The sequence below is a fragment of the Mesorhizobium sp. M1E.F.Ca.ET.063.01.1.1 genome, from assembly GCF_003998155.1.
GTDB lineage: Bacteria > Pseudomonadota > Alphaproteobacteria > Rhizobiales > Rhizobiaceae > Mesorhizobium.
On record NZ_RZSC01000154.1, the window covers coordinates 5,001 to 10,060 of the forward strand.

Below are 5,060 nucleotides of genomic sequence, written 5' to 3' on the forward strand. Positions count from 1 at the left end.
TCGCGGCGATCCTGTGGATCGCGCGTGGGTGTCGAGTAGAGATGATCGCCGGTGGTCTAGTCATTCGAAAATGAGTTTGCGTCGAGCCTCGTGCTCTGCGCCTGTTCTGTCTGACATCGTAAAGAGAAGATTTGTTCGAACTTCATGAGCCGCAAGGTCTCATGATTTGTCGCAAGGGACGCTCAATCCCTTGCATATGATGGGTTTGCCTAACCGCGCCCTCGAACCGATCTCGAGAAGCTGGTCTTTTTTGTGCCAATTCCATTGAGGCGCGATCTCGCAGAGATCGTCGCTGCAGCGACAATCCCTTCGGGATTGCGTGATGGGTATTGGCAATGAGAACGATCAAGTGTCTTAAGGGCAATTGGTGGATGCCTTGGCATGCACAGGCGATGAAGGACGTGATACGCTGCGATAAGCTACGGGGAGGTGCGAATACCCTTTGATCCGTAGATCTCCGAATGGGGAAACCCACCTAAGGTACTTGGAAAATCAGAGCAGCAGGGAAGCGACGATCTCTTCGAGATCGCGCCGTCTTGCTGTTGTGGTTTCCAAGTATCGCTAATAGGTAACTTATCCTGAATACATAGGGATAAAGTGGCGAACGCGGGGAACTGAAACATCTAAGTACCCGTAGGAAAGGACATCAACCGAGACTCCGGAAGTAGTGGCGAGCGAACCCGGACCAGGCCAGTGGCGATTGAGAGACAAGCGGAACCTTCTGGAAAGTTGGGCCATAGCGGGTGACAGCCCCGTACGCGTAATGCGATCAATCGTCCTCGAGTAAGGCGGGACACGTGAAATCCTGTCTGAAATTGGGAGGACCACCTTCCAAGCCTAAGTACTCGTGCATGACCGATAGCGAACTAGTACCGTGAGGGAAAGGTGAAAAGCACCCCGACAAGGGGAGTGAAAGAGTACCTGAAACCGATTGCCTACAAACAGTGGGAGCCCGCAAGGGTGACCACGTACCTTTTGTATAATGGGTCAGCGACTTAGTGTGACGAGCAAGCTTAAACCGGTAGGTGTAGGCGCAGCGAAAGCGAGTCTGAACAGGGCGTTCAGTTCGTCGCATTAGACCCGAAACCGAGTGATCTAGCCATGAGCAGGCTGAAGGTAAGGTAACACTTACTGGAGGGCCGAACCCATAACTGTTGCAATAGTTCGGGATGACTTGTGGCTAGGGGTGAAAGGCCAATCAAACTCGGAAATAGCTGGTTCTCCGCGAAATCTATTTAGGTAGAGCGTCGACCGAATACCCCAGGGGGTAGAGCACTGGATGGGCTAGGGGTCCTCACCGGATTACCAAACCTAACCAAACTCCGAATACCTGGGAGTACTAGTCGGCAGACACACGGCGGGTGCTAACGTCCGTCGTGAAAAGGGAAACAACCCTGACCTACAGCTAAGGTCCCCAAGTTATGGCTAAGTGGGAAAGGATGTGAGGATCCCAAAACAACCAGGATGTTGGCTTAGAAGCAGCCATCATTTAAAGAAAGCGTAACAGCTCACTGGTCTAAATAAGGGTCTTTGCGCCGAAAATGTAACGGGGCTAAAGCCATACACCGAAGCTTAGGGTTCGTGAGCAATCACGAGCGGTAGCGGAGCGTTCTGTAAGCTGATGAAGCCGTACCCGTGAGGGGCGGTGGAGGTATCAGAAGTGCGAATGCTGACATGAGTAACGTAAGGGGAGTGAGAGACTCCCCCGCCGAAAGACCAAGGGTTCCTGCTTAAAGTTAATCTGAGCAGGGTTAGCCGGCCCCTAAGACGAGGCGGAAACGCGTAGTCGATGGGAACCACGTTAATATTCGTGGGCCTGGAGGTAGTGACGGATCACACAAGTTGTCCAATCTTATCGGATTGAAAGGGCAGCGGAGTGGTTCCAGGAAATAGCTCCTCCTTATAGACCGTACCCGAAACCGACACTGGTGGTCAGGTAGAGTATACCAAGGCGCTTGAGAGAACTATGCTGAAGGAACTCGGCAAATTGCACGCGTAACTTCGGAAGAAGCGTGACCCTTTTCTGCGCAAGCAGAGGAGGGTGGCACAGACCAGGGGGTAGCGACTGTTTATCAAAAACACAGGGCTCTGCGAAGCCGCAAGGCGACGTATAGGGTCTGACGCCTGCCCGGTGCTGGAAGGTTAAGAGGAGGGGTGCAAGCTCTGAATCGAAGCCCCAGTAAACGGCGGCCGTAACTATAACGGTCCTAAGGTAGCGAAATTCCTTGTCGGGTAAGTTCCGACCTGCACGAATGGCGTAACGACTTCCCCGCTGTCTCCAGCATAGACTCAGTGAAATTGAATTCCCCGTGAAGATGCGGGGTTCCTGCGGTTAGACGGAAAGACCCCGTGCACCTTTACTATAGCTTTACATTGGCATTCGTAGTGGCATGTGTAGGATAGGTGGTAGGCTTTGAAGCTTGGGCGCCAGCTCAGGTGGAGCCACCCTTGAAATACCACCCTTATTACTATGGATGTCTAACCGCGGCCCGTTATCCGGGTCCGGGACAATGTATGGTGGGTAGTTTGACTGGGGCGGTCGCCTCCTAAAGAGTAACGGAGGCGCGCGATGGTGGGCTCAGAACGGTCGGAAATCGTTCGCTGAGTGCAATGGCATAAGCCTGCCTGACTGCGAGACTGACAAGTCGAGCAGAGACGAAAGTCGGTCATAGTGATCCGGTGGTCCCGCGTGGAAGGGCCATCGCTCAACGGATAAAAGGTACGCCGGGGATAACAGGCTGATGACCCCCAAGAGTCCATATCGACGGGGTTGTTTGGCACCTCGATGTCGACTCATCGCATCCTGGGGCTGGAGCAGGTCCCAAGGGTATGGCTGTTCGCCATTTAAAGCGGTACGTGAGTTGGGTTCAGAACGTCGTGAGACAGTTCGGTCCCTATCTGCCGTGGGTGTAGGAATATTGAAAGGATCTGTCCCTAGTACGAGAGGACCGGGATGGACGGATCTCTGGTGGACCTGTTGTGGCGCCAGCCGCATTGCAGGGTAGCTATATCCGGACGGGATAACCGCTGAAGGCATCTAAGCGGGAAACCCACCTTGAAACGAGTATTCCCTGAGAACCGTGGAAGACGACCACGTTGATAGGCCGGGTGTGGAAGAGCGGCAACGCTTGAAGCTTACCGGTACTAATAGTTCGATCGGCTTGATCGTTCTCATTCCTAATGCCCATCTTGTTCTCACTCACGCTTGTTCCGCCCTTCGGGCGGCGCTACGTGGGTGCGGCGCATCGGCGCCGACGGTCGGTCGACCTTGCGAAGCTTCGCTTCGAAAGGCGCCAGGCTAAAAGAACATCCAAGGCACAAAGGCGACGATCCTTGGATCGCGCTGCGACGATCCTTGGATCGCGCTTGAACAGCTTCTCGAACAACGTGCGTTTTGCCGACCTGGTGGTTATGGCGGAGCGGCTGCACCCGATCCCATTCCGAACTCGGCCGTGAAACGCTCCAGCGCTGATGGTACTTCGTCTCAAGACGCGGGAGAGTAGGTCGCTGCCAGGTCTGCCAAGCGCACGTTCATCTCACATCCGGATCAAAAGATCTGGATGGAGACTAATCTTCTCCTTACGATTGTATGATGCATGTCGTTGTCCCAAAACCGCTAGGCACTTTTGGGCGACATGCATAAGGCCCGCCAAACGGGATCCTGGGCCGCGCGAGCGGCCCTTTCGTTTGGTGGCTCTTGAATCCGGTAAGCGCAAGCTTACCTCTATGGTTGACGCGGGGTGGAGCAGCCCGGTAGCTCGTCAGGCTCATAACCTGAAGGTCACAGGTTCAAATCCTGTCCCCGCAACCAAATACAAAAACGGCCCGCCTCGCGCGGGCCGTTTTGGTATTCGCGGCGCATACTCAAACCCGTTGCGGTCTGATTCGCCCCCCCTCAGCACGCTCCCGGCGCAACAATACTCGCCACATGCTCCGCAATCGCCAGGCTGGACAGCACTCCCCCCCTTGCCCGATCGAAGGACATCCTGAGACCTCGCGCGCCTGTTGGGTTACCCTGAACGCCGTTTCGCCGCTGAGCGGCTGATAGGAACGGGGACGTGGGTGCCGCGATTGACGCTCATGACGAGAAAGGCCTGCCCACTGCCCGACGCAAGAGTGTTGGGGCCCCGGACTGGAGACGCGGGGCAGGTCACGGTTGAGCTGCGGTTCCCAGGCGCTGAGAAGGCGCTTCATATTTTCCCGCGCTGCATGGCAGAGAAGACGCTGGCGATCATCCAGGAGGCCTATGTTCAGGACATCTCGACGCGCCCGGCCGGCGACCTGGTCCGAGTCGGGACCTGGACGGCTAGTCGAAGAGCCAAGGTCTCGCGGTTTGCAGGGCGATTGACGGGAAAGTGAAGTTTCTGGACCGACGTATGAAGGCGACTGGGCCTGTCTGTGGCTAGACGTCAAACCCGACCGGCTCGCCCGCTTATATCCTCCCCAGACATCCTGGGTGAAGCTGCGCTCGACAAACGTAGTCGAGCGGTTCAAGCCGAATCAAGCGGCGTATCAATGTCGCAGGCATCGTCCTGGATGTCTCGCCGGGTTCTGTTGCTCGAGCAGAACGTTGAACCGGCTGTCCAGCAGCCGCTGTATGACGCTTGCCGTCGAGCAGCTTGCCGGTCGTGGCGGAGATCAACTCGGCCATGGCCGAAAGTGCAGATCGACGCCGCCGGCTACATAAACCTCAGGGGCCGCATCATAGCAGCCGGCTAATGCGTCTCGCCCAGAATTCGCAGCGGTTTCGCGACGACAACGTGCACCAAAACAAGGATGTGAAGCGCATCGCTGGAACCCGCTCGGCGACGTGCTGAGAAAGTTCGAAATCGGTGTTGACACCCCGAACGGCCCCGACTATATACGCCTCCACCAACGAGGGCGGCGCGCCGCTGGCGGCCGAGAAGTTCGCTTCTAAATCTGCCCTCTGCGAAATTCAAGAGAGCCGCGTGAGCGACACTCGAGGGGCCCTGGAGCGGGAAGCGAAACGGGCCGAGACGTTGCGTCTGCGATGTCTGATCTTTGACAATTGAATATTGAAGAAAGAGAAACGTGGGCGG

The 5,060-nt window shown here is 56.0% G+C and carries 1 protein-coding gene, 1 tRNA gene and 2 rRNA genes; all 4 read left to right on the forward strand.

Annotated elements, in window-relative coordinates:
* The first annotated feature begins 343 nt into the window (after positions 1–343).
* The 4 genes from EOA29_RS13800 to EOA29_RS41375 all read left to right on the forward strand — a co-directional run bounded on the left by EOA29_RS13800 (position 344) and on the right by EOA29_RS41375 (position 4,359).
* Positions 344–3,169 (forward strand): 23S ribosomal RNA (locus EOA29_RS13800).
* A gap of 232 nt (positions 3,170–3,401) precedes the next feature.
* A 5S ribosomal RNA gene (gene rrf, locus EOA29_RS13805) occupies positions 3,402–3,516 on the forward strand.
* Between the two features lie 218 nt (positions 3,517–3,734).
* Positions 3,735–3,811, forward strand: a tRNA-Met gene (locus tag EOA29_RS13810).
* A 398-nt stretch (positions 3,812–4,209) separates the two neighbouring features.
* Entirely contained in the window at positions 4,210–4,359 is a 150-nt protein-coding gene (locus tag EOA29_RS41375) for a hypothetical protein (RefSeq protein WP_189478891.1), read from the forward strand.
* The last annotated feature ends 701 nt before the right edge of the window (positions 4,360–5,060 follow it).